A 21,057-nucleotide genomic window follows, 5' to 3' on the forward strand; every position below is an offset into this window, starting at 1 on the left:
GGTCAGCGGCGTTTCGTGCAGACCGGCCCGGTGCGGGCGACGCTGTCGGTGGACCAGACGAGCGCCACGGTGAAGCAGTAGTCGGTGGTGCGGTCGAGCCCGTAGGCGATGTAGTCGGCCGACCCGGCGGGCAGCGTCGCGAACGTGCCCTGCGGCTGCCCGGCCCGGCCCCCGGCGACCACCACCGGTCCTTCCGCGCCGGCCGGGTAGTTCCAGCTCAGCACGATGCTGTCGCGCCGGTCGGTGAGGGTGAGTCGTCCGGGTGGCGTACCGGGCTCGGCGGCGGCGGGGGTGGACGGCGCGGGAGCGGCGGAGGTCGGTGGCGGCGCGCTGGAGGCCGGCGGCGGGGTGCCGCGGCCGTCGTCGACCCGGGACACGCCGGCGATCACCGCGATGGTGCCGAGCAGCAGCGCCACCGCCACGCCGAGCACCACGAGCGGCAGCCAGGGACGGGCGCGCCGCTCGGCCGCGGGTGGCCGGGGCACGTGCACCGGCAGGTAGCGCGACGGCGGCTCGGGCGGTGGCGGTGGCACGCGGCGTACCCCGTCGGGCTGGTCGTCGGCGAGCCCGACCACAGTGGGCGGCAGCGGGTCCGCGCCCGGTCGCCACGGTTGCTCGGCCGGCTCGTCGGGCGGCCACGGGTAGTCGTCGAGCCCGTCGGCCTCCGGTGCGGTACGCGGTGTCGGCACGTGCGCGGTCTCGGCGGCGCGTCCGGGCGGGTGGTAGAGCGGCGTCTCGACCGGTTCGTCGAGCGCGGGCGGACTGTAGGGCGGCAGGTCGTGCGGCCCTTCGGCGGGCGGGGGGACCCGGGCGGCGGGCACCACAGGCGTGGTCCGCGCGGGCGGCGGCTCGGGAGCGGGGGCGGGGGCGGGGCAGACGTGGTCCGGGTCGGCGGCGGCGCGGGCGAGCGCCGCCACCTGGGCGGCGAGCGGGTCGTCGAAGTCCAGGTGCAGGCGGCACAGCTCCTCGGCGAGCGTCAGGTGCTCGTGCGAGTCGGCGTACCGGCCGCAGTCGCGTTCCATCGCGCCGAGCTTCGCCAGCATCTTGATGCCGCTGGGGTGGCCGTCGCCGTACACCTCGCGGTGCAGCTCCCAGGCGTCCTGCAACCGGTCGCGGGCCACCTCGCACTGGCCGCGCGCGTACTCCACGGTGGCCAGATCGGCGTGCGCGGCCAGCACCTGCTGCGACTCCGGGCCGTTGCGGGCGGTCAGCTCGATGATGACGTCGGAGTAGAGCCGGGCGGCCCGGGCGTCGCTGCCGACCCGGTGCAGCACCGCGGCGAGCGTCGCGGCGGCGGTGACGGTGCGCTCGTCGGAGCGGCCGTACAGCCGGGTGGCGGCCGCGTACGCGAACGCGGCCCAGCCGCGGGCGGAGTGCGGCTCGCCGAGCGCGACGAGCACCTTGGCCTGGAGCCCGGCCGCCTCGGCCAGCTCGGGGGAGGCGTTGCCGGGTCGGGGATCGGCGTCGCTGAGCGCGTCGGCGAGCAGCCGGTGCGCGCCGTCGAGGTCGCCTTCGGACACCAGATGGTGCGCCTGGACGGTCAGGTCAGCGAAGCCGGAGGACACGCCCCATCGTGCTCGTCCGGCGACGGTATGTACAAGACCCGGAGTGGATCAGTTTGGTCCCGAATCCGTCAGGTGGTCGGCGAGTGTCTCGCTGATCCGGCGGAGCTGGTCGACCTGGGCCGGGCTGAGCGCGTCGAACAGGTGCCGGCGTACCCCCTCGACGTGGCCGGGCGCGGCGGCGGCCAGGGTGGCGAAGCCCTCGTCGGTGAGCACGGCGACCTGCCCGCGCCGGTCGGTGGGGCAGTCCTCCCGGCGGATCCACCCGGACGCCTCCAGCCGGGCGGCGGCGTGCGAGAGCCGGCTGCGCGACGAGCCGGTCAGCTCGGCCAGCTCGCTCATCCGCAGCCGCCGGTCGGGGGCCTCGGAGAGGCGGACCAGGATCTCGTAGTACGCGTGCGGCATGCCCGCGTCGCGTTGCAGCTCGCGGTCGAGCGTCTCCATCAGCCCTCGGGAGGCGGTCAGGAAGGCCCGCCAGGTCCGCTGTTCGTCGGGGTCCAGCCACCGGGTCATGACGCCCATCATACCGTCGATAGTTGAACGCTCAACAAAACCGGGGTACGGTCGGTGACATGGGCATCCACCGACTCAACCACGCCGTCCTCTACGTCAGTGACCTGGAACGCAGCGTCGCCTTCTACGGCGACGTGCTGGGCTTCCGCCGGGTGCCGATGACGCCCGAGGGCTTCCGCGGCGCCGCCTTCCTCCAGGCGCCCGACTCCACCAACGACCACGACCTCGGCCTGTTCTCCATCGGCGCGGCGGCCGGGGCGTCCCAGGCCGGCCGGGCCACCGTCGGCCTCTACCACCTGGCCTGGGAGCTGGACACGCTCGACGAGCTGGCCGCCACCGCCGAACGGCTCTCCGCCGCCGGAGCGCTGGTCGGCGCGTCCGACCACGGCACCACCAAGAGCCTCTACGGCCGCGACCCGGACGGGCTGGAGTTCGAGATCGTCTGGATCGTCCCGGCCGACCTGCTCGACGACGCCGCGCTCGCCGCGCGTACCCGCATCGGGCGGCTCGACCTCGACCGCGAGCGGCAGCGCTACGGCGGGCAGACCCGCGGCGGCGTGGGCATCTCCGTGCCGGTCTGAGCGGGGTTCGCGGCCGGGCCCGCCGCGCCGTGCGGTAGAAACGGCACCATGCCGACCGACGCCGTCCTGCGCGAGCTGCTCGTCCGCCAGCTCGACCACTGGCTCCCCGCCGCGCTGCACCGGGCGCGGCGGGCCACGCTCGCGCTCGCGTACGCCGGAGGTGACGCCACCGGCGCGGAGGATGCGCTGCGGGTGGTGGCCGAGTTCGCCGACCGGCTGCGCGGACGGCGGCTGACCGTGCTGGTGGTCGCCGACGACGGCACCGACCTGCCGGTACGCCTCGGCGCCGCCGAGGCCACCCTGCCCGCCGACGTCGCCGTGCACCTGGTGCCCGGCGGCCCGGACCGGCTGCCGGTGGCGCTCAAGGCCGCCGGTGCGGCCGGCGCTCCGCTGCTCGTCGTGGCCGACGGCGCCGACCCGGATCCGGCCCTGCTGGCCGCCGCCGCGTCCGGGCGCCCGGCCGAGCTGCTGCTCGTCACCACGCCCGGCCGGTCGCTGCGCCCGGCGCTCACCGGCGCCGGGTTCCCGCTCGTCACCGAGGTCGAGCTGGTGCCCGACGGGGACGGCCCGGCGCGGCTGCTCGGCTACGGCACCGGCTCCGACCGCGGGCTGGAGGCGGTCAAGGAGGCGCTCTGGGCGGTCGACGAGTACGCCGGCGTGCGCTACCGCGACCCGGCCGACCCGCAGGGCCGGCTGCTCGACATCTCGCTCGACCCCGAACCCGGCCCGCTGCGCCGGGAACTGCTGGCCGAACTGGCCCGCTCCGGCCCGCAGACGGTCACCGATCTGCGCCGCTTCGCCACCACGGCGACCGTTTACCGGGCCGCCGACGCCAATCGGGCGCTGGCCTCGCTGCTCGCCTCGGGCGCGGTGACGCGCGACCCGGAGCACGGCCGGCTCGGCGGGGACGTGACGATCAGCGCCGTGGAGAACGCTGGGTCATCTGCTTGACCACTATCGACGCCCCGGTCGCGACCACTCCGATGCTGAACACCATCTGCGCGCACACCGCCACCCGGGCGATCTGCCCCTGGGCGTGCACGTCGCCGTAGCCGACAGTGGTGAGCGTCGCGAGCGCGAAGTAGAGCGCGTCCACCCGGGTGCGCAGGCCGACGAACTCGCCGGGCCGGGTGTTCGCCACCACGTAATCGCCGAGCGCGAAGACCAGCAGCCCGGCGATCAGCGCGACCGCGAGCCGGGTCAGCGCCCGGTCCTCGTCCCGGCCGGTCGGCTGGTCCTTGACGAGCTGGCGGCGGACCTGACCGGTGACCAGGAACGCGATCACTGCCACCAGGACCAGCGTGCCGGCCGAGCGCAGGACCAGCCGCAGGCCGTTCGGGTCGGCCTCGACCGGCACCAGGAAGTAGCCGACGAGCATGAGCAGGCAGGCCGCCACGGCCCGCCGTCGTATCCGCCGCAGCAACAGGTCCGCCATGTGGCGATTCTCCGGCCACCGCAACGCCGTGACGGGCGGAACCGCGATCCCGGTCCGCAAGCGACGAGCGGGGTGCCGGCGAATCGCCGGCACCCCGCTCGTCGCCTGGAAGGTCAGGCCTTGTCCTGCTTCCAGGACAGCGGCCCCGGAAGATCCACGCGGTGGGCGCGGGTGTTCGAGTTCCAGGACCAGCGGCCGATCTTGATGCTCCACGACGAGAAGCCGTTCTGGGTGAAGTGGAGGATCAGCGGCCCGTACTTCTTACGCTTGCGGAACTGGACGCCCATCGGGGGTGCCTCCTTCGTCTCCCTGCCTCTGCAGTCGTCTGCATGCCTTCGCGGCATCGAACATGCCCGGATCGACGATTCGCGAAACCCTGCCCGATCCGCTCTGGACGGTGGGACCGGCGCCCGGCAGAATCTCTATCCAACGGGTAGGTGTTAAGGAGTAGTAAATGCTGGTGGATACGCGCCGTAACAAAGCCAGCGATGAAAGTCTCACTGACTGGAAGGGCGTTGACCGGCGCAGTGGGTGGTCGGCAGCATGAGTGCCGGGTCGCCCCGCATCGCCTCCCTCATCCGGGGGTACCGAGAGAGAACACAGCGCCGCCGCTGCTACCCCTGGACTGGAGGCTCTCGTGGACCACGTGCATGCACCGTCACGTCGTGAGCTGGTGGCGTCGTGACCACCGTGGACCGGCCCGGCGCCACCACCGTCGAGCTGCGCCCGGTCGACGTCGACTCGTTCCGCGGCCTGCTGCGCCGCCAGGCGTCCACCGTCACCGTGGTCACCACGCCCGGCCTGCGCGGCAACCGGATGCGGCCGGACCTGCCGCCGGCCGGCTTCACCGCCACCTCGTTCACGTCGGTGTCGCTCGACCCGCCGCTGGTCTCGGTCTGCCTGGGCCACGCGTCGTCGAGCTGGCCCACAGTCGAGCGGGCCGAGCACGTCGCGGTGCACCTGCTCGCCTCCGGCCAGCAGGAGATCGCCCAGATCTTCGCCACCAGCGGCATCGACCGGTTCAGCGCCCACCCGGGCTGGACCACCGGGCCGTTCGGGGTGCCGCTGATCGGCGACGCGCTCGCCGTGCTGCTGTGCCGCGTGGTGCGCCGGATCGAGGCGGGTGACCACACCATCCTGCTCGGCGAGCCGCTCGCGCTCGGCGCGGGCGAGGACGGCGACCCGCTGCTGCACCACCGGGGCACCTACACCACCACACTCGGCGACTGGCCCGAGGCGTGGTGACCACCGCCGCCGAGGAGCTGATCGCGCTCGACCGGGCCGCCCAGGACCTGCTGTTCCGGGCGGCCCGCACGGCCAACGCGTTCACCGACGAGCCGGTCGGCGACGAGCAGGTCCGCGCCATCCACGACCTGGTCCGGTACGGCCCGACCGCGATGAACGCCCAGCCGCTGCGGGTGCTGCTGCTGCGCTCCGCGGCGGCCCGGGCGCGGCTGCTGCCGTACGTCAGCGCCGGCAACCGGGACAAGACGGCCACCGCGCCGCTGACCGCTGTGCTCGCCGCCGACGTGGACTGGCACGACCGGCTGCCCGAGCTGTTCCCGCACCGCCCCGGCGCCCGCGACTGGTTGACCGGCGACCCGGCCGGCCGGGAGGCGCAGGCCCGGTTCAACGCCGCGCTCCAGATCGGCTACCTGCTGGTCGGCGTACGCGCCGCCGGGCTGGCCGCCGGACCGATGGCCGGGTTCGACGCGGCAGGCGCGGAACGGGAGTTCTTCCCCGGCGGCCGGCACCGGGTACTGCTGCTGATGAACATCGGCCGCCCGGCACCGGACGCCTGGCGGGAACGGCTGCCGCGCCTGCCCTACGAGGAGGTGGTCGGCACGCTGTGAGTCAGCGGGGCTCCCACGCGTCCGGCTGCGCGGTCAGCTTGCGTACGTGGGCCGGCAGCCGGCCGCTGACCAGCTCGTCCAGGCTCACCTCGTCGACGACGCGGCGCACCGAGGCGCGCACCGCCACCCAGAGCCGGGGCAGGTTCTCCGCCGCCCCCTCGTACTGCGTCTCCTCGGGGCGTAGCCCGCGTACCCCGGCGAGCGGACCGTCGACGGCGCGCAACACGTGCCCGATGGTGATCTCCCGCGGCGGCCGGGCCAGCGTGTAGCCGCCCTCGGCGCCGCGCTGGGCCCGGACCACGCCGGCCCGGCGCAGGTCCGCCAGGACCGCCTCGAGGAACTTGCGCGGCATGTCCTGCTCCGCCGCGATGGCCTGGGTGGACAGCAGGGTGGGGTACGCGGTGGCCAGGCTCAGGGCTGCCCGGACCGCGTAGTCGCCGCGCGCGGAGATCTGCACAGTGCCATCATGCCTGGCCGCCGGGTACGGGGGAGTCGGCGGGCGGCCGGGGTCGCACCAGACGGACTGGCAACGGGCGTTCCCGCTCGGCCCGGAACGTCCCCGGGCTCACCCCGACCTCCCGGGTGAAGAAGCGGCCGAAGTTCGTCGGCTCGGGAAAACCCAGCTCCCGGCCGATCGCGGCGATCGACTCGTCGGTGGCGGCGAGCAGCCGGCACGCCTGCAACGCCACCCGCTCGTCGATCACCTGCTTGGCGCTGCGGCCGGTCACCGCCAGGCAGGCCCGGGTCAGGGTACGCACCGAACAGCCGAGCTGGGCGGCGTAGTCCTCCACCCGGCGGGTGTGCCGGTAGCCGCGTTCCACCTCGCGGCACAGCCGCCGGAACGTCTCCGTCTCGGCCCGGGGCGTCGCGCCGTCGCGCGGGTGCGGCAGCAGGCTCAGCCGCAGCAGCAGGACGGCGAGCTGGTGGCGCAGCAGCGCCGCGGCGGCCGGCACCAGCGCGTGGCGCTCGGCGTCCACTGCCAGCTGGCTCACCTCGCTGATCACCGCGTCCTCGTCCTCGCCGGCGAGCTGGCGGTGGGCCGGCACCGCGTCCGGGTCGACGTCGAGGCCGCGCAGCGCGTCCGGCCGCCAGCTCACCACAGTCGCGTCGAGCTGCGCGCCGACGAACCGCAGCGCCTGGCCGGGACGGGCGCGCAGCAGCGTGCCCGGACGGCAGGGGACCGGACGGAAGTCCAGCTCGGCGGTGCCGTGCCCGTGGGTGACCAGGATCAGCAGATCACGGTCGAGCAGGACCGGGCGGGGCCAGCCGGGCTCGGCGGCGAGGTCGCCGAGCACACCGGTGACGATCTCGTCGGTGCCGGGGCGGAGCTCCGGCAGGCCGGTGCGGGTGGCCGGGGAGGGCTGACCGGTAGTGACCATCATCCCGACGGTAACCGGAGCGCCCGCACGTTGCATCTCGACGGTTTCACCCGCTCGGGCCGCTCTTGTCGGCACCCGAGCCGGACGGTTAGGTTACCGATCGGTAAGACCCGGGCCGGAGTGCGTCGCGCACCCGGCCGACGCGGCCCCGGCCGACCGGCCCGCGGCCGGGCGACGGCGATGGGATGGGCATGACGGATCTGTTCTCGGTCGACGGCAAGACGGTCCTGGTCACCGGCGGCTCACGCGGGATCGGGCTGATGATCGCGCGCGGCTTCGTCCGGGCCGGCGCCAAGGTGATCATCTCGTCGCGCAAGGCCGACGTGTGCGAGTCGGTCGCCAAGGAACTGTCCGCCGAGGGGCACTGCGAGGCGATCCCGGCCGACCTGGGCAGCGACGCGGGCGCGCTGGCGCTCGCCGAGGCCGTGCGGGAGCGCCACGACCGGCTGCACGTGCTCGTCAACAACGCGGGCGCCACCTGGGGCGCGCCACTGGAGGAGTACCCGGAGGGCGCCTTCGACAAGCTCTGGGCGGTCAACGTCAAGGCCGTCTTCCGGCTGACCACCGCGCTGCTGCCGCAACTGCGCGCCGCGGCCGGCGCCGACGACCCGGCCCGCGTGATCAACATCGGGTCGATCGACGGCATCCGGGTGCCGTGGATGGAGGTGTACGCGTACTCGGCCACCAAGGCAGCGGTGCACATGCTCACCCGCGGTCTCGCGCACCAGCTCGCCGGTGAGCAGATCACCGTCAACGCGATCGCGCCCGGACCGTTCGAGAGCAAGATGATGGCGTTCGCGCTGGACGACCCCGAGTCGCGCGCGGCCATCGAGCAGCAGGTGCCGCTGGGCCGGATCGGCCGCCCCGAGGACATGGCGGGCACGGCGATCTACCTGGCGTCCCGCGCCGGCGCGTACCTGACCGGAGCGGTCATCCCGGTCGACGGCGGGATCACCACGCGCGGCTGACGCGTACCCCCGGTTGGAGACGGCCCGGGGCCGCGCGGACTCGGCAGATCCGCGCGGCCCCGGGTGTCGCCGTGTCAGCGACCGGCCAGCAGCCGGTTCACCGCGGTGTCGACGTCCAGGTGCTCGGCCTCGCGGCCGCGCGGGACGACGACGTAGGTCCGGCGCAGGAAGCGCACCAGCACGCTGCGCGGAACCTCGAACAGGGCGTTGCCGTCCGGCGACGACAGCGCCAGCGCGACGAAGTCGCCGCGCGGGGTGGCCCACGGCCAGACCCGCACATCACCGATGCCGGCCGGTTCGTCGAGCCCGGTGACCAGCAGTTCGCGTGCGAACGACCAGCTCACCGCCTCGCCGCCGGCGGACTCGGCGTGGAACAGGACATGGACCGCATACGGGTCAGCAGGGTCGTAACGCAGACTGGCACGCACCGGCAAGGCGGTGGCGTCAGGCGCGACGAGCCTTAGCGACGTCTCGACCTCTACGGTCGTCGGTCGGATGACACTCATGGACGTTCTCCCCCCGGCACCGCTGCGGAACGCGCGTGTCCCGCTTTTCCCATACTCAGGTGCTGCTCCTGGCTACGCTCCGCCATACGCTGACTTCACCCAGTGGTGGGAAGGGGTTCCGAAAGCCCCCGGGACCGCCTGGCCCCGCGTAGAATTTCCGGTTCCGCCCACTCCGTCGTTCCGCCCGGCAACGGGTGGTTCAGTCGTCGACTTACTCCGGTAACGTCCAGTCGTGAGCAGGGGTGACGGTCCCGCGCGACACTGGGGGTGGAAATGGTCACGAGGGGCTCCTCGGTGACGTCGCGGGCCACGGCCGAATCGCCGAAAGGTGCGGCCCGAGCAGCCAAAAGTCGGGGGTACGAGGTGCCGGTGGAAGGGCGGTCGCAAGGCGCTCTCATGGAGCAGCGCCGGCGGCGACGGGGCTGGCGCGGGCGCCTGCACACCACGCTCGACCTGATCCGCGCCAACCCCACCGGCCGCGTCGCCCTGAAGATCTTCATCGGCATCCTCGGCGCCATCGTCGTCACAGTCGGCATCGCGCTGATCCCGCTACCAGGGCCCGGCTGGCTGCTGGTCATCGCCGGCCTCGGCGTCTGGGCGGTCGAGTTCCACTGGGCGCGACGGCTGCTCGCGTTCACCCGCCGGCACGTCAACTCCTGGACGCGCTGGGTGAAGATGCGGTCGCTGGGTGTGCGGTTCGTGCTCGGCGCGGTCGGGCTCGCGTTCGTGTCCGTGGTGGTGTGGCTGTCGCTCAAGTACAGCTTCGGCATCGACGTGGTGGCGGAGGCGCTGCACTACCTCGCGACGCACTGAGGCCCGGTTTTTGGTCCGGGCGGGTGATCGGGTAGAGTCATGCGCGCTGAGGGCGATTAGCTCAGCGGGAGAGCGCTTCGTTCACACCGAAGAGGTCACTGGTTCGATCCCAGTATCGCCCACCATGAATATAGGCAGGTAGGAAGCCCGTCACCGGGATCACCGGTAACGGGCTTCTCCGCTGTTGCCCCTTAAGTTGGGAGCAGATTGGGAGCACGGCGCTCCCGCCCTTGGTTGGCCTGGCATTCCCAAGGCCCTGGGCGGACGTTCATCGGCGTGCTGCGGCTCGGACCGTCGGTTGGCAAAGTCCACTTGCGACCGGCCTGATCGCATCTCCCGCCGCCCGCAGCAACTTGAGTTCCACCAGCAGGCCTGCTCGACCTATGGGTTCGACGGCCGAGCCAGCATTCATGCCCAGGAACGCTCGCTCCGGCGGCCTTGCTAGGGGTTGTGCCGGGTATCTTGCCCCCTTGTGCCGCCCAGAATTGGGATGCTGTCTAGCTGATCTTGACGGAGGTCTTTGGCGATGATGCCTGCCGGTCGATCTCGGTCCGCCGTGCAGGTAAGCACCTCGGTGGGGGTGATCGCAAGATCGACGTTGAAGTCGTGGCTTGCGTGGGGGAGTTCCTCGTCGAGGAGTTGGATCTGGTGGATGGTGGTGGCGATGGCGGTGCCCTTGGACACGAGTCCAGCCTCGGTGAGGAGCGCGATCTCTAGGTCGGAGTAGCCGGCGCCCTTGCCGACTCGTACGCCGTTTCGCCGGCTGACGGCGACGCTGCCGCAGACGATCAGGTCCACCGGGCGCATGTCGTCGGGGCCGATTGTAGGGGCGACGTCCGGTGCGCCGGTGCTGGTGACGGCAGCCTCGAACGGAGCGGTCAGAACGGTCGGGTCGAGCAGGTAGAAGGGCTTCGGCGTGGCGAGTCGCGGGACCGCCACGTAGAGCAGCTTGCCCTCTTGAAGAGCGCGTACTCGTACGGGCAGTTGGGCCCGGTCGGGATTGCACTTGATGACCCGTGCCTGCTTCCAGACATCCAGCTCGGCGAGTCGGGCAGCGGCGTCTTCTTTGCCGGTGAAGTCAGGGATGTGACCGTGAACGCCGATGGGTGCGGCGCCTTCGCGTTCAAGGAGATCCCAGACCCGTCGCCGAACGGACTGCTTGGCATCGCCAATGCTGGTCACGCTGCTCCTCCTACCGGGTCATGAGGGTGAACAGTCGGTCGTTGACGTCCTCGACCGAGGGCAGGTCGCGCCAGGGACGCAGTTGACGGGCTGCGGCGAAGGCGAGGTTGAGACCACCGCCGGCGCGGGTCCGCTCGATGACCTCGATGGTCTGGCGCAGGTGGGACGTGGCTGCATCGACGTCACGATGAAGGATGCTGGCAAGGGCAAGATTGCCGAGGACAACGGCGGTCGACTTGCGGCGTGCGGCGATGAGTTGCCGAGCCTCCTCTAAAGGCTGTGATGGCGTCGGCCGGCTTGCTCAGCGACAGCCAGCAAGACCCCGCGAGTCGCGCGTGATGGCTGGGACAGAAAAGGGCAGCGGCTGGATCTCGACGATCTATCGAAGCGAAGTGATCTTCAGCGATGCCAAGGGCATCGAAGCAGTCCCGGGCCTGGCCAAGCATCGCGTGCGCCTCGGCACGGTGCAGTTGGGCGAGGCCCGTGATCACATGGCTGTCGTTGCGGCTTACGGCGGCGGCGCGCGCCGTCAATCCAACGCCAGCGGTCGGCTGCTTGGTGCCGTATAGAGCGAGGTAGCTCTTGCGAAGCAGCGCGTTGGCCTCGGTATGCCCTTCCCCTCGTAGCGTGGAGGCCAGAGCTTGAGGGATAGAGGTTCATGGCTGAGATGAGACGCCAGTTCGATCCGGAGTTCCGGGCGGGCGCGGTGCGCATCGTGCGTGAGACGGGTAAGTCGATCGCGCAGGTCGCCCGTGACCTGGGGATTAACAGCGGGACCCTGGCCAACTGGGTGAAGAGGGACCGCGAGACTCGCGGTGAGGCCGCTGCCGGGAAGTTGGCCGAGGACGAGCGGGCGGAGCTGGCCCGGTTGCGGCGGGAGAATGCCGAGCTGGCGATGGAGCGTGATGTTCTCAAGCGATCGGTGGTCCTGTGGGTCAAGGAAGCGACGGGCCGGTGAGCGTGGCCGGGTTCATCGCTTCCCAGAGGACCGAGCATTCCGTGCCGCACGCGGTGGCCTGTCGGGCGTTGGGGGTGTCCGAGTCGTGGTTCTGCAAGTGGCGTGACCGGCCGCCAACGCGCCGCGATGACCAGCGTGTCCGGCTGACGGCCGCGGTCCAGAAGGTGTTCGACGACTCGGGCGGCACCTACGGCAGCCCTCGCATTGGCATCGAGCTGCGCGAGTCCGGCTGGCAGGTCTCCGACAACACGATCGCGCAGCTCATGGCCGAGCTGGGCTTGGCCGCGCGGGTCAAGCGCCGCCGACGCGGCCTGACCCGCCAAGGTAAGCGTCCGGCCGCACCGGACCTGGTCAAGCGGGTGTTCACCGCACCGGCGCCGGATGTCGCCTGGTGCGGCGACATGACCGAGATCCGTACCGACGAGGGCAAGCTCTACCTGGCCACCGTCATCGACCTGTACTCCCGTCGGAATCTCGGCTACGCGATGAGCGCCCACCACGACGCCGGGCTGGTCGTCGCCGCGCTGAACATGGCCGCCGTCACCCGCGGCGGCAACGTCGAAGGAGTGATCTTCCACAGCGACAGGGGCAGCGAGTACACCTCGGCCGACTTCGCCCGGGCCTGCAACCGGTGGAACGTACGCCAGTCGATGGGCCGGGTCGGGTCATGCTTCGACAACGCCGTCGCCGAGGCCACCTTCTCCACCATCAAGGTCGAGTACGTGCACCGCCGTCACTTCCGCACCCGTACCGAGGCCCGCCTGAAGATCGCCACCTGGATCACCGACTTCTACAACCGGCGCCGCCGGCACTCCGTCTGCAACTGGCGCTCACCCATCGACTACGAACGATCAGAAACCCGCGCCCTGGAGGCCCAGGCCGCATAACGGAGCCCTCCACGATTCCAGGGGATTGACAGTAACCGCGTCGCGGGTGTCCTGTGCGGCGCGGATCGCCTCGTCGAAATATGCGGCGCTGGCGGCGTGGTCGTGACGTTGGGAGGCGTCCCACACGAGCTGACCCATCAGCGTGGCGGACTCGGCGACGGCTGCGGCCAGTTCACGCTGAACCAAGCCGTCGCTGGCGTGCTGGCGGAGGAAGGTCGCCTGGCCGTGTAGCTGCCCCGCCTCGACGAGCAGAAGCGTCGAAGGCGTCCGGTCGTAGCGCTCGTCAAGGTGCTGCACCCGCTCCCGTAGGTAGGCAACGGTGACCAGGTCGACCCGGCGGGGGTGCCGCAGCACATAGTTGAGACGCTCGTTGGGCGGCGACGGTGGCTGGCCGACCTCGACCAGCAGGTCGGCCAGCTCCTCGACCGACAGCTTGAGAGCTGCAGCCAAACGCGGTCGATGCCACGGCTGTGGATCAGTCTCTGCCCGCTCCCACCGCACGACGGTGGAGCGGTCGACACCAAGAACTTCGGCAAGGCGTTCCTGACTCAAGCCGAACGCCTTGCGGCGCTCGGCCAGCCGATGCCGACGCTTGCCCGCGCGCCGCCCTCCTCCGCCGCTGACCATCACCGATCCATTCATCCAGCTAACGCCGTGTAGCGCAATGAGGATGCATCAGTTCTGCGTCATCGCCGCCCTGGGAACCACATGTCCTCCGCGATTAGGTGAAGACACGGGCGGCGATCAAGCCCGACCTAACGAGCGGGGGCGCGAGGTGAGCTCCGAAGAGCTAGATCCAACTGAGACAGCTGCCGAGGACAACCTTGATCATGGGTTGCTAACGCCGCATCGCACTTCCGCTCGCTTGTTGGTGATGCCCCATCTGCGTACTGCCATGAGGGCTGCGTGGGTGGGTGACCGGCGGCCTGCTCCTAGCCGCTGTAGTGCAGCGGTGGGTTCGCCTTTCCCCGGCGAGCCCACCACTCACAGACTTGGAAGGGGGCGGCGGCATGACGGTGTATGTCTCGCGTAACGCGAGGGACGACCAGACCTGGCGATCCGAAACCCTGACGCACGTTCCCGCGCGGCGGCAGAAGCATCCCCCTGATCCGCCGTTGCTCACCCATGTGTGGCGTCGGCTCTTTGAGCAGCAGGCCCGGGAGGGCGATCGCCGATGACTGGAGAGCCGCGCCGCGTCTTGGGGCGCCCGATCGCGAGGGAGCCCGTGGAGCACCTGCCGCTGCGACCGCTATGGCTGTGCCGCCGGTGCGGGCAGCCGTGGCCCTGCGGGGCGGCGAAACTCGCTCTCCTCGCCGAGTACCAGGACAACCGGGTGAGCCTGTTCCTCTACCTGGCCGGATGCCTGCACGAGGCGATCGACGATCTGCACCGGCTCAACCCCGCTGAGACGGGCACCGCTGCTGGCATGTTCGACCGGTTCCTCGGCTGGCCCGTCCGCCACACCAACTCCTAAGCCTGACCACAACCAGAGCCATCGGAATCGAGGAAACCTGACCCCAGCGGCATCGGCCGCATCAACGCGATTGGCCGGCCGGCGATCATCGCGGGTGGCGGCCCAGACTGGGATTTCGAATGGGCACACTTACCGGCAAAGGGCTTGCGCCGGTGCCCGCACGCCGGGACGTCACCGTGACTGGACACGGACGGCGACCACGACACCCAGGAGCGGGAGGACCGCGTCGGTGTAGGTCAGCGCTCTGGTACGTGGGCGTGGTTGTGATCAGCGGCCCGGTAGGCGGTGGTCGGATCGGGCGGTGCGGGCGCTGCCGTCACCATGCCTACGAACGACGGCGTCACCACTATGGTCCTGGGCCATTACCTCCGCGACGGGGCCGGTCCAGCCTGCGACCTGACCGGCGCCGAGCCGATCCGCCCGGCACAGCCTGTTCGTCCCGACCGACGTGATCACGATGAAGCTCTATGCCGCCGCCCAGCACGACGGCTGCGACTTCGACCCCGACGATTTCGCCACCAGATCCCGCTACGCGACGCCGACCGGTCCCAGGCCGGCCGGCGCTCCTCCGCCGCCGGTGGCTACCCCCTCCTTGGCTATCACCTGGCCCACCACGAGAAGGCTGCCGCTGCGGCACCGCTAGTTACCGATGCTCGCGGACTTTTTCGACCGACCAGCCGATGAACTGTGCGATTTCCTCGTCGGAGGTGCTCAGCTGCGCGACCCAGTCGTCGATTGCCTGCCCCAGCGTCGGCGGCATCCCCAAGGTGGTAACCGTCTGCAGCGGCTCTTCGTCGTCCAAGAAGTCTTCGTGGTACCACATGTCGTCGGGATCCAGCCGCTTCACCGTAGCGGCGTACCCGTCGTGCCCGTCGTCGCCCTCGGCGAGCAGCTCGTCGGTGAGCCAGTCCCTGATCTCCCAGCCGTCGCCAGAGGTTCGCCGCTCGAAGATGACACGGTGCCCCCGCCGGTTGAGATCCACGGCGAGGTCGTAGCGGGCCTCATCAACGCGCACCCGCTCCTGCAAGATGCGGACTATGTGCTCCTTGACCACGTCGGTGCTGCTGCGGTCACCGCGCCAGGTAGATGAGCCTCCCACCGCAGCGGCGACCCGGGTGTAGTTCTCCCCGGTCTTCGCCATCTCGGCGCGGATGGCCCGGGTACGTGCACGATTTCGCTTGCCCATGATGTTCCTCCGACGAAGGCCCACGCCCCTTCCAAGAAAGGGTCTGCCGGACATTCACGCTGCGTCGGCGACGGCTTGTCCTCGATCGCGGCCTGCGGCGTGGGCGCCGGCAGCTCGGAGACGGGCGGGCGTGACCGCCGCCCAGAGTCTACGGGTCTCGGCGCGACGCGGAGCACGACATACGGCGACCGCACGTCAGCCGGAACAGCGGCCGTCTCCTGTCTCAGTCGGCGTTGATGGACGCAGTCGAGCCGTACTGTCCAAAGAAGGGGTGTCAGGCCCAGGCGGCGATGCGGACGTCGGCGTGCCAACTCGCGTCTGTGCGCAGGTGCCGGAAGCCAACCCACTCCTGGGCCAAGCGCTCGCCGCGGGTGAGCAGGGCGGCGACCTGGCCCATATTCTCGCCGAGCCAGCCGGCCAGCCGGGCGGCGTCCGCCGGTGCCGCGGCCTTCTCCTTCGCCGCGATGGGCAGCCCGAGCTGCAGTAGGGCGCGGTAGAGGTGCATCGCGGGCCGCACCTGCGGTAGCCCGTTGTGCACGGCGGTCGCCGAGGCTGAGAGCGGGATCCGCAGCCCGCTCAGGTCCAGGTCGCCGAAGTACCGGATCTCGGCGACGGCGTGGCGGGCTCTAATCGTGTTCACCGACGCCGTGAACGTGTTGCCCAGGCCCCAAGCGACGTAGCCCAGGTCGTGCCGCTCCGGCAGGCTGTTCACCACCGACCACCACGTCGTCGCGTTCTCGATGACCAGCAGCATCCGCCCGGCGCCGACCCGCTGGTAATATCCGTCGCCGATCGCCTCGGTGAAGCGCTCCGCCAGCAGCGGCGGGTGCACCATGAACGCCCCGATGAGCCGCAGCAGCTCGTCGCGGTCAGAGAAGAGCGGTCCCGAACGGAGGGTGTCGAGCACCTTTTCCGGCATCGGGAAGTCCGCCGCCGACCCGTGCCGGCCGAAGATCTCCAATGATCGTTCGCGGATGGGCACCGGCGAGCGGTCCGGATTGGTCATCAGCCACCGGTTGACCGCTGTGTAGGCCGCCCGCTGCTTCGGGGTTGCCACCGGCCAGTGGGTGGCTAGCCCGCGCACCTCCGGATGCCACGGCGGCATGGGTGCCGGCCGCGCCGTAGCGCTGCGGGTCGGCAGCAGCCAGATCGCCGCAGGCAATGCCACCTTCTCGCGGTCGTCGGCGCGTAGGAGCCGGATCCGGCCTGAGTCTTCCAGCTCTAGCAGCAACCGCCGCAGCACCGCACGCTCGTACTCGTCGTCGGCGTTAGCCGCGGGGATGCGGTGGTAGGCCTCCCAGACGCGGCCGATCGGGACCCGCCTCCGGGCGGTCCGCTTCCAACCGCCGCGCTCCGCCGCCGCGCAGAGCTCGTCTAGCAGGTCACTGGCAGGACGGGAGGCGGCCATCAGTGCTCGGCGCGTACGAAGGTCCGGATCGCGGTGAGCTCGCCGCCGGCGTCCTCGGGACCCAGCTCGTCCAGCCGCTTGCGAAAGACGTGATCGACCGCCAGGTATTTGCGCCCGGCCCTCAGGTCGGAGTCGTTACGCAGCCGGATGATTAGCGGGAAGGCGCTCAGCGCGTTGGCGTCGAAGAGTCCGGTCGTGTAGATCAGCTGCACGCCCAGCGTCGCGGCGACCGACCGCTGCAGCTCGAGCAGGTAACCGGCCGAGGCTCGCCCGATCGGGTTGTCGAGGAACAGCACTCCGGAGTGCCGGTTTCCGATCCGGCCACGGTTGTTGGCCCGCAGCGCCGCCATCGTGCAGTACAGGATGATGGCGGCGGTCAACTGCTGCCCGCCGGAGAAGACGTCTTTGATCTCCGAGACCCGCTGCCGCTCAGGCCGCAGCGCCGAGTCCGGCTTCAGGACGTCGACGCGGAAGCCGCGCGGCACCGCCCGCCGGACACAGCGCAGCAGCAGGGTCATCCCATCGACGCCGCCGCCGTCGACTACCTCGTCGACAACCTCACCGATCGCCTCGAGCAGGGCCGCCTCCTCGAGTGGTTGGTACGCGACGCGCAGGAACTCCTGGCCCGACCAGCCGTCCAGGCCCTCTGGCAGCCGGGAAAGCCGCTGCGCGTTGCGCAGGGTACGGAAGGCGGCGCCAACCATGCCGTGCAGCCGCACATTGATCATGTCCCGGTGCCGGTCGATGCTGGTGAGCTCGTCAGTCAGCGACCGAAGCCGCGGCCGGAGCGCGGTGATCCACTCATCGGCGTGCCCTGCCAGGCTCGCACTGTCGAGCGCGGACATCTGCTGGCGGATGGTCGACTGGAGGAGCCGGAACCGGGAGTCCACGGCGTGCCGCCGCAGCGCCTCCGTGGTGCGGGTCAGTCGGGCGCGCTCGGTCGCGGCGCTGTCGTTCGCCGCGTTCAGGGCGGTGCGGAGGCTCCGCTTGCGCGCCCGCGCCGTGTCGAGGTCGTCGGAGAAGGCTGATGCGCTCTCGCCGGCGCTGACGTCGAGATCCTCGGCGAGGTCGGCGAAGCCGCGGGCGATTCCCCTGGCAGCCTCTAGCTCGGCGCCCGCCTTCTCGGCGACCTCACCAAGCTCAGCGTGGCGTCGGTCGGCCCGCGCCGCCGCACGTTCGGCCGCGTTGAGCAGGGCGGCAGCGTTGTCCTCGTCGGCCGGGGCGATGAAATCGGCGGGGAGAGCCCGTTGCTCGGTGAGTTCGCTGAGTCGCGCGTTGATCGCCGCCGTCGCGGCAACGGCGGTCCTCAGGTTCTCGCTGGCCCGGACGACCCGGTCGGTGCTCCGCCGCCGGGCGGCGCTCCGGCTGCCGAAGTCGGCGCCCTCGGGCGTGTCCAGCAGTTCCAGGGCCCGCTGCCGCACGGCCGGGGTCAGCTCCTCGAACCGGGACCGTGCCCGGGCCTGCTCGCGTTCCGCCTGGTCGAGGCGGACCCGCAACTCGGCGCCGACCTCCCCCCGCGTGTACGCGTCCGACGCGGCAATGAAGCGCGCCCGGAGCACCTCGACGGGCTCGGCGGGCACGGGCGCGTCCGGCGAGACGTCCCCGCCGCCGGGCACTTGGGCGAGCTCCCGGCGGGCCCTGACGGCGACGTCGCTTAGGCCGTCGGCGTGGCGCTGATGACCCGTGGCCTCCTCGCGTCGAGTTTGAGCCAGCTCCCGCGCCGCCGTGGCCAGCCGGGCGTGCGTTGCCGCGTCGGCGAGCGCCTGCCGGCGTGACTCGTCCAGCGTCCGGCGCTCGGCCTCGTGCCGGGCGAGCGCCTGCAGGTCGCGGTCGCGTTGCTCGGCGGCGAGCAGTTCGGCGCGCAGACCGGGAAGCGAATCGCGCACCGCGGTCCGCCGGTCGGTCACGTCCCGGGTCGCTTCGGCCGCGAGGATGTGCGCGCTCTCTGCCTGTTCCAGGCCGGCCGTGAGGTCGGCGCAGTGCTCCTCCATCTCGGTCAACCGCCCCGGCGGGAAGTCTCGTCGCCAGTCGCGCAGGTCGCGGATCAGCTCCTGGTCCACGACGAGCGACCGGGCGATCGTCGCGAGCTGCTCGCGGCGCTCCTCGTCGCGTCGCTCGACGGCGGCTCGGGCAGCCTCGGCGGCCTCCTGGTCGTACAGCGCCGGGTTCAGCGGCACGAATGCCTCTGCACCCGCCGGTTCCGCCTGGTGCAACGCCTCGGTCGTGCCGATCCCGACGAAGAACACCGGGTAGATTTCGCGCGACGCGAGGACGGCGCCGGCGTCGGCGAGTTGGGCTGGATCGTTGAGCACGACGCCTGACACCAGCTGCGGGGCACCGCGCAGCAGCTCGCGGCGCCGCTCGAGGTTGTCGATCTGGGTCAAGTGGTCCCAGCCGCTCCACGCCACAATCCCTGCGTCGTTCAGCGCCTCGCACGCGGCGGTCACTTCGGCCGGCGGCGGCAGTAGGCCGTCGGCCTCGAGCGCGGTCCGGATGCGCTCGTCGGCGGTGGCCTCGGCCTGGAGCCGGGCCCGGGCGCTCTCCGCTTGGGCGACGGCGGCGGCCAGCCGCTCGGCGAGCGGTTCGGCGTCCGTGGCGAGCCGCACCTCCTCGCTGTCGATCAGCTCGGCGAGCCGCGGGCGGCCGGCCAGCTCGGCGGCGCGGGCGGCCGCCGCCTCGTATGCCTCCATGGCGCGGAGGCGTGCCTCGTTGGCCTGAACCACCGCGGTCGCCGCGTCGTTCTCGACGCGCACCGCCGCGACCCGTTCCTCGTCGAACTCGGCGGCCTTCTCTTCGGCTGCGGTCAACCGGCGTCCCACTTCGGTGGCCGCCTCCGTGGCGAGCGCCGCCGCCGCCGCCGCGGACGGCCCGGCCGGCAGCAGCCCGCTCGCCGCGGCGTCGGAGAGCATCATGTCGATCTCGCCGATGCGCTTCGCAGCGACGGCCGCCCCGGCATCGAGCCTCGCCGCCTCTTGCGTCTCGCGCACCAGCGCGTCCTCGGCGGCGGCGGCCCCGGCGGTGCAGTCCGTTGCCAGCCTCCCGGCCTCTTTAGCGGCGTCCGCGGCCTTGTTGGCGACTTGGAGGAGCCCGCGGGCCAGTTGTGCGGCTGCGGCCTTCTTTGCGTCCAGGATCGGGCGGGCGGACTCCTCGGCGTCCTCGACCAGGGCCGCCGTCTCGGCGGCGGCCGCGTCCGCCGCCCGTAGCTCGGCGGCCTTCTCAGTCTCCCGCCAGGACTCCGCGAGCGCGTCGGCGTCCTCGTGGTCCTGCTTGGCGACCGCCTCGGTGGCCCGTGCCGTGCTCAGCTGCAGGACCAGCGCTAGGCGCTTCAGCTCTTTGACCGCGGCCTGCCGGTGCTCCGCGTCGGTGCGGGCCGCGGCCAATGCCTCGGCGGTCTCGCGCGCATACTGTTCCCGGACGGCGAGCAACTCCTGCTCCGCCCGGCTGCGGGCGGCCACGCTCTGGGCGAACCGGTCGATCGCTGCCTGCGCGCCGACTGCGGTCACCTCGGTGGCGCGCGCCGCCTTGTGCGCATCGGCAAGCGGCACCAGCCGGTCCAGCGCGCCCGCGACGAACTCGCACTCCAGCAGGAGGCCGTCGCGCTGCGCCAGGTCGCGGCTGTGCTGCGCTACGAGGTCGGCGATCTCGCCGGGGTCCTCCTCGGCGACCACGGCCCGCAGTAGAAACTCGACGAACGCCTCGTCTGTGGCGAAGGTGAACGTCCCGGCGGCCTCGCCTTCGTCCGCGTTCATCTCGCGCTGGTAGCGGAACAGCTCGGGGTCGAGGCCGAGCTGGTCGAGCTGCCGGGTCCATTCGCCGGGCTGGCGGCTGGCGAAGAACTCCAGGCGCGGATCCGAGGCGAACTTCTCGGCCAGCCGCTGCCGGAATGCGACGCGGCTGACCAGGCGCCGGTCGGCCGCGAACGGCAGCGTGTCTAGCCGCACCGCTTCGGTCGGCCTCAAGCAGTACCAGAAGGTGGCGAGGTTCTCGGGATCGCCCGACACGGTGTTGTTGCGCCACTCTGACACCTTGCCGGTCAGTAGCAGCCGGCCTGTCTCGGCGTGCATCCACTCGAGGACCACGTGCGCGACGTCGCCGGCGAGGACGAAGTTTTCCAGCACCCGGGTGCTGGTTGTGCCGACGATTTGGCGCCGCTTGGGCAGCATGACCGAGAAGATCAGCTTGAGCAGGACGGACTTGCCGCCGCCGTTCTCGAGGAACAGCACGCTCGCGGGCGACGGGCGGCGGTGCGGCTGGTGCGGCTCCAGCAGGGTGTCGGCCTGGAACCGCACCGGGCGGCCGATGTCGCTGAAGTCCAGGGTGACATCTTGGTAACGGGCCGGCTCCGGGCCGAC

The 21,057-nt window shown here is 71.6% G+C and carries 24 protein-coding genes and 1 tRNA gene; 13 read left to right on the forward strand and 12 right to left on the reverse strand.

All coding sequences use genetic code 11. From position 1 onward, the window contains the following. Window positions 1-2: 2 nt before the first annotated feature. Together AC2CHG_RS00245 and AC2CHG_RS00250 are read right to left on the reverse strand one after the other, a co-directional pair. Window positions 3-1,565: a tetratricopeptide repeat protein gene (locus tag AC2CHG_RS00245; RefSeq protein ID WP_484523909.1), complete on the reverse strand. Its 1,563-nt coding sequence runs from the start codon at window positions 1,563-1,565 to the stop codon at window positions 3-5. 48 nt (window positions 1,566-1,613) lie between these two features. Further along, window positions 1,614-2,084 (reverse strand): MarR family winged helix-turn-helix transcriptional regulator, encoded by a 471-nt coding sequence (locus AC2CHG_RS00250; protein ID WP_262012030.1) that lies wholly within the window; start codon window positions 2,082-2,084, stop codon window positions 1,614-1,616. Between the two features lie 50 nt (window positions 2,085-2,134). Here AC2CHG_RS00250 and AC2CHG_RS00255 point away from each other — a divergent pair, with 50 nt between their 5' ends. After that, window positions 2,135-2,656, forward strand: coding sequence for a VOC family protein (locus tag AC2CHG_RS00255; RefSeq protein WP_355513230.1), 522 nt, complete (start codon window positions 2,135-2,137; stop codon window positions 2,654-2,656). A 48-nt stretch (window positions 2,657-2,704) separates the two neighbouring features. Continuing rightward, window positions 2,705-3,607 carry a hypothetical protein gene (locus AC2CHG_RS00260; RefSeq protein ID WP_484523910.1) on the forward strand — a complete coding sequence of 301 codons (903 nt, stop codon included), beginning with the start codon at window positions 2,705-2,707 and terminating at the stop codon, window positions 3,605-3,607. Here AC2CHG_RS00260 and AC2CHG_RS00265 read toward each other — a convergent pair. Together AC2CHG_RS00265 and AC2CHG_RS00270 are read right to left on the reverse strand one after the other, a co-directional pair. Further along, complete coding sequence (locus tag AC2CHG_RS00265; RefSeq protein ID WP_262012032.1) at window positions 3,573-4,091, reverse strand: potassium channel family protein; 519 nt, start codon at window positions 4,089-4,091, stop codon at window positions 3,573-3,575. The genes AC2CHG_RS00260 and AC2CHG_RS00265 overlap by 35 nt on opposite strands. Window positions 4,092-4,204: 113 nt before the next feature. Continuing rightward, window positions 4,205-4,378, reverse strand: a complete 174-nt coding sequence (locus AC2CHG_RS00270; RefSeq protein WP_064498970.1) for a DUF4236 domain-containing protein — start codon at window positions 4,376-4,378, stop codon at window positions 4,205-4,207. 394 nt (window positions 4,379-4,772) lie between these two features. Between AC2CHG_RS00270 and AC2CHG_RS00275 the strand changes: the two genes are divergently transcribed. Both AC2CHG_RS00275 and AC2CHG_RS00280 read left to right on the forward strand, forming a co-directional pair. Continuing rightward, on the forward strand, window positions 4,773-5,336 hold the full coding sequence (locus AC2CHG_RS00275; RefSeq protein WP_484523911.1) for a flavin reductase family protein: 564 nt from the start codon (window positions 4,773-4,775) through the stop codon (window positions 5,334-5,336). Next, entirely contained in the window at window positions 5,333-5,944 is a 612-nt protein-coding gene (locus AC2CHG_RS00280; RefSeq protein ID WP_484523912.1) for a malonic semialdehyde reductase, read from the forward strand. Before AC2CHG_RS00275 ends, AC2CHG_RS00280 begins: the two co-directional genes overlap by 4 nt. A gap of 1 nt (window position 5,945) precedes the next feature. On the opposite strand, the gene AC2CHG_RS00285 is transcribed toward AC2CHG_RS00280, so the two are convergent. Further along, on the reverse strand, window positions 5,946-6,401 hold the full coding sequence (locus AC2CHG_RS00285) for an RrF2 family transcriptional regulator (protein ID WP_104114498.1): 456 nt from the start codon (window positions 6,399-6,401) through the stop codon (window positions 5,946-5,948). Between the two features lie 7 nt (window positions 6,402-6,408). Then, complete coding sequence (locus AC2CHG_RS00290) at window positions 6,409-7,326, reverse strand: helix-turn-helix transcriptional regulator (protein ID WP_194802603.1); 918 nt, start codon at window positions 7,324-7,326, stop codon at window positions 6,409-6,411. Window positions 7,327-7,514: 188 nt separating this feature from the next. On the opposite strand from AC2CHG_RS00290, the gene AC2CHG_RS00295 reads away from it, so the two are divergent. Continuing rightward, on the forward strand, window positions 7,515-8,291 hold the full coding sequence (locus AC2CHG_RS00295) for a glucose 1-dehydrogenase (protein ID WP_091427952.1): 777 nt from the start codon (window positions 7,515-7,517) through the stop codon (window positions 8,289-8,291). A 74-nt stretch (window positions 8,292-8,365) separates the two neighbouring features. Here AC2CHG_RS00295 and AC2CHG_RS00300 read toward each other — a convergent pair whose 3' ends face one another. Beyond that, on the reverse strand, window positions 8,366-8,797 hold the full coding sequence (locus AC2CHG_RS00300) for an SsgA family sporulation/cell division regulator (RefSeq protein ID WP_007457244.1): 432 nt from the start codon (window positions 8,795-8,797) through the stop codon (window positions 8,366-8,368). Window positions 8,798-9,070: 273 nt separating this feature from the next. Here AC2CHG_RS00300 and AC2CHG_RS00305 point away from each other — a divergent pair, with 273 nt between their 5' ends. Together AC2CHG_RS00305 and AC2CHG_RS00310 are read left to right on the forward strand one after the other, a co-directional pair. Then, complete coding sequence (locus AC2CHG_RS00305) at window positions 9,071-9,610, forward strand: TIGR02611 family protein (protein WP_194802604.1); 540 nt, start codon at window positions 9,071-9,073, stop codon at window positions 9,608-9,610. Window positions 9,611-9,660: 50 nt separating this feature from the next. After that, window positions 9,661-9,735 (forward strand) — tRNA-Val (locus AC2CHG_RS00310). Between the two features lie 316 nt (window positions 9,736-10,051). On the opposite strand, the gene AC2CHG_RS00315 is transcribed toward AC2CHG_RS00310, so the two are convergent. Continuing rightward, window positions 10,052-10,792: a 5-formyltetrahydrofolate cyclo-ligase gene (locus tag AC2CHG_RS00315; RefSeq protein ID WP_051611175.1), complete on the reverse strand. Its 741-nt coding sequence runs from the start codon at window positions 10,790-10,792 to the stop codon at window positions 10,052-10,054. Here AC2CHG_RS00315 and AC2CHG_RS00320 point away from each other — a divergent pair. The 4 genes from AC2CHG_RS00320 to AC2CHG_RS00335 all read left to right on the forward strand — a co-directional run bounded on the left by AC2CHG_RS00320 (window position 10,782) and on the right by AC2CHG_RS00335 (window position 12,637). After that, the gene (locus AC2CHG_RS00320) at window positions 10,782-11,066 is read left to right on the forward strand and encodes a hypothetical protein (RefSeq protein ID WP_043325511.1); all 285 of its coding nucleotides are present in this window, start codon (window positions 10,782-10,784) and stop codon (window positions 11,064-11,066) included. The genes AC2CHG_RS00315 and AC2CHG_RS00320 overlap by 11 nt on opposite strands. 61 nt (window positions 11,067-11,127) lie before the next feature. Then, window positions 11,128-11,361 (forward strand): hypothetical protein, encoded by a 234-nt coding sequence (locus tag AC2CHG_RS00325; RefSeq protein ID WP_124779044.1) that lies wholly within the window; start codon window positions 11,128-11,130, stop codon window positions 11,359-11,361. An 89-nt stretch (window positions 11,362-11,450) separates the two neighbouring features. Continuing rightward, on the forward strand, window positions 11,451-11,750 hold the full coding sequence (locus AC2CHG_RS00330) for a transposase (protein ID WP_043325510.1): 300 nt from the start codon (window positions 11,451-11,453) through the stop codon (window positions 11,748-11,750). Window positions 11,751-11,752: 2 nt separating this feature from the next. Then, the gene (locus AC2CHG_RS00335) at window positions 11,753-12,637 is read left to right on the forward strand and encodes an IS3 family transposase (protein WP_223201435.1); all 885 of its coding nucleotides are present in this window, start codon (window positions 11,753-11,755) and stop codon (window positions 12,635-12,637) included. Here AC2CHG_RS00335 and AC2CHG_RS00340 read toward each other — a convergent pair. Then, a complete protein-coding gene (locus tag AC2CHG_RS00340) occupies window positions 12,602-13,279 on the reverse strand; it encodes a helix-turn-helix transcriptional regulator (protein WP_198033296.1) in 678 nt (225 codons plus the stop codon). The genes AC2CHG_RS00335 and AC2CHG_RS00340 overlap by 36 nt on opposite strands. 368 nt (window positions 13,280-13,647) lie before the next feature. Between AC2CHG_RS00340 and amcA the strand changes: the two genes are divergently transcribed. After that, window positions 13,648-13,815 carry a multiple cyclophane-containing RiPP AmcA gene (amcA, locus tag AC2CHG_RS00345; RefSeq protein ID WP_282596412.1) on the forward strand — a complete coding sequence of 56 codons (168 nt, stop codon included), beginning with the start codon at window positions 13,648-13,650 and terminating at the stop codon, window positions 13,813-13,815. Next, on the forward strand, window positions 13,812-14,111 hold the full coding sequence (locus AC2CHG_RS00350) for a hypothetical protein (RefSeq protein WP_043325509.1): 300 nt from the start codon (window positions 13,812-13,814) through the stop codon (window positions 14,109-14,111). Before amcA ends, AC2CHG_RS00350 begins: the two co-directional genes overlap by 4 nt. Window positions 14,112-14,754: 643 nt before the next feature. Here AC2CHG_RS00350 and AC2CHG_RS00355 read toward each other — a convergent pair. The 3 genes from AC2CHG_RS00355 to AC2CHG_RS00365 form a co-directional block, all read right to left on the reverse strand. After that, complete coding sequence (locus AC2CHG_RS00355) at window positions 14,755-15,297, reverse strand: hypothetical protein (protein ID WP_140946607.1); 543 nt, start codon at window positions 15,295-15,297, stop codon at window positions 14,755-14,757. Between the two features lie 274 nt (window positions 15,298-15,571). Further along, entirely contained in the window at window positions 15,572-16,705 is a 1,134-nt protein-coding gene (locus tag AC2CHG_RS00360) for a Wadjet anti-phage system protein JetD domain-containing protein (RefSeq protein WP_043325504.1), read from the reverse strand. After that, a complete protein-coding gene (locus AC2CHG_RS00365; RefSeq protein ID WP_187693965.1) occupies window positions 16,705-20,994 on the reverse strand; it encodes a hypothetical protein in 4,290 nt (1,429 codons plus the stop codon). The genes AC2CHG_RS00360 and AC2CHG_RS00365 overlap by 1 nt, the downstream gene beginning before the upstream one ends. Window positions 20,995-21,057: the final 63 nt, after the last annotated feature.

This window comes from Micromonospora sp. ATLC20, from assembly GCF_057196585.1.

Bases quoted from the DNA above. Each gene is read 5' to 3' on its own strand.
- AC2CHG_RS00270 (WP_064498970.1), bottom strand. From the start codon at position 4,378: ATGGGCGTCCAGTTCCGCAAGCGTAAGAAGTACGGGCCGCTGATCCTC.
- AC2CHG_RS00330 (WP_043325510.1), top strand. From the start codon at position 11,451: ATGGCTGAGATGAGACGCCAGTTCGATCCGGAGTTCCGGGCGGGCGCG.
- amcA (WP_282596412.1), top strand. From the start codon at position 13,648: ATGACGGTGTATGTCTCGCGTAACGCGAGGGACGACCAGACCTGGCGA.
- AC2CHG_RS00265 (WP_262012032.1), bottom strand. From the start codon at position 4,091: ATGGCGGACCTGTTGCTGCGGCGGATACGACGGCGGGCCGTGGCGGCC.
- AC2CHG_RS00340 (WP_198033296.1), bottom strand. From the start codon at position 13,279: ATGAATGGATCGGTGATGGTCAGCGGCGGAGGAGGGCGGCGCGCGGGC.
- AC2CHG_RS00290 (WP_194802603.1), bottom strand. From the start codon at position 7,326: ATGATGGTCACTACCGGTCAGCCCTCCCCGGCCACCCGCACCGGCCTG.
- AC2CHG_RS00320 (WP_043325511.1), top strand. From the start codon at position 10,782: ATGCTGGTCACGCTGCTCCTCCTACCGGGTCATGAGGGTGAACAGTCG.
- AC2CHG_RS00355 (WP_140946607.1), bottom strand. From the start codon at position 15,297: ATGGGCAAGCGAAATCGTGCACGTACCCGGGCCATCCGCGCCGAGATG.
- AC2CHG_RS00305 (WP_194802604.1), top strand. From the start codon at position 9,071: ATGGTCACGAGGGGCTCCTCGGTGACGTCGCGGGCCACGGCCGAATCG.
- AC2CHG_RS00300 (WP_007457244.1), bottom strand. From the start codon at position 8,797: ATGAGTGTCATCCGACCGACGACCGTAGAGGTCGAGACGTCGCTAAGG.
- AC2CHG_RS00250 (WP_262012030.1), bottom strand. From the start codon at position 2,084: ATGGGCGTCATGACCCGGTGGCTGGACCCCGACGAACAGCGGACCTGG.
- AC2CHG_RS00255 (WP_355513230.1), top strand. From the start codon at position 2,135: ATGGGCATCCACCGACTCAACCACGCCGTCCTCTACGTCAGTGACCTG.
- AC2CHG_RS00295 (WP_091427952.1), top strand. From the start codon at position 7,515: ATGACGGATCTGTTCTCGGTCGACGGCAAGACGGTCCTGGTCACCGGC.
- AC2CHG_RS00360 (WP_043325504.1), bottom strand. From the start codon at position 16,705: ATGGCCGCCTCCCGTCCTGCCAGTGACCTGCTAGACGAGCTCTGCGCG.
- AC2CHG_RS00260 (WP_484523910.1), top strand. From the start codon at position 2,705: ATGCCGACCGACGCCGTCCTGCGCGAGCTGCTCGTCCGCCAGCTCGAC.
- AC2CHG_RS00350 (WP_043325509.1), top strand. From the start codon at position 13,812: ATGACTGGAGAGCCGCGCCGCGTCTTGGGGCGCCCGATCGCGAGGGAG.